At 43.5% G+C, this 857-nt stretch carries 1 pseudogene; it reads left to right on the top strand.

Annotated elements, in window-relative coordinates:
* Positions 1-857: pseudogene (locus R7O13_RS25405) on the top strand (GGDEF domain-containing protein); the annotation flags it as partial.

Raw genomic sequence — 857 nt, 5'->3', positions numbered from 1 at the left:
AGACTTTCATTGGGTCACACAAATTTTAGATACCATGGATTCTGGGCTCATTGTTCTTGACCCAGAATATAACGTGTGTGGCTGGAAGAGCTTTATGCAGTCATACAACGGTGTGCTGTCTCAAGATATTTTAGGTCAATGCTTGTTCGATCATTTCGACGAACTACCACGAACGTGGTTGGAAGCGACACTATAGACCTCTGCTGATCTTGAGACTCGTTCCTTCTCCAGTTGGGAAAACCGACCATACCTTTTTAAATTCAACAACTTTTCACCGGTTTCCAACAGCTGTGACTTTATGTTTCAAGACATCGTTATCACGCCATTGCGTTCACTTTCTGGCGAAGTAAGCCATATTGCGATTCAAGTGAACGATGTTTCCGAAACGGCGAGAAACCGAATCCATTTGCGAGAAACCAATCAGCATTTGTCTGAGATCAGCAGAAAGGATGGTTTAACAGGTTTGTTTAATCGAGCATTTTGGGAGCAATCATTAAAAGATGAGTTTGCGCACCTCAAAGTGATCGACGGACCATGTTCTCTGGTTATCTTCGATATTGACCACTTTAAAGTGATTAATGATAAGCACGGCCATTTGGCGGGTGATGAAGCGTTACTTCATGTCACGAAATTGGTTAATGCCAACTTAAATGCGGGTGACCGATTCTATCGCGCAGGTGGAGATGAGTTTTGTATTCTTTCCACGGTGACGGACACAGAAGAGCTAGAAGCGTATCTTGAAAAATTACGCGGCATCGTGGCGAGCTCGTCATTTGACTATGAAGAGGCGTCTATAATTTGCACATTGAGTATTGGTGCGGTAGTTCATCACGACGAAGATCCGGAAAACTTGTACC

The sequence above is a fragment of the Vibrio sp. Y176 genome, assembly GCF_033438945.1.
Note: the sequence above shows the minus strand (reverse complement) of the source record. Positions and strands in the feature narration are given on the sequence as shown.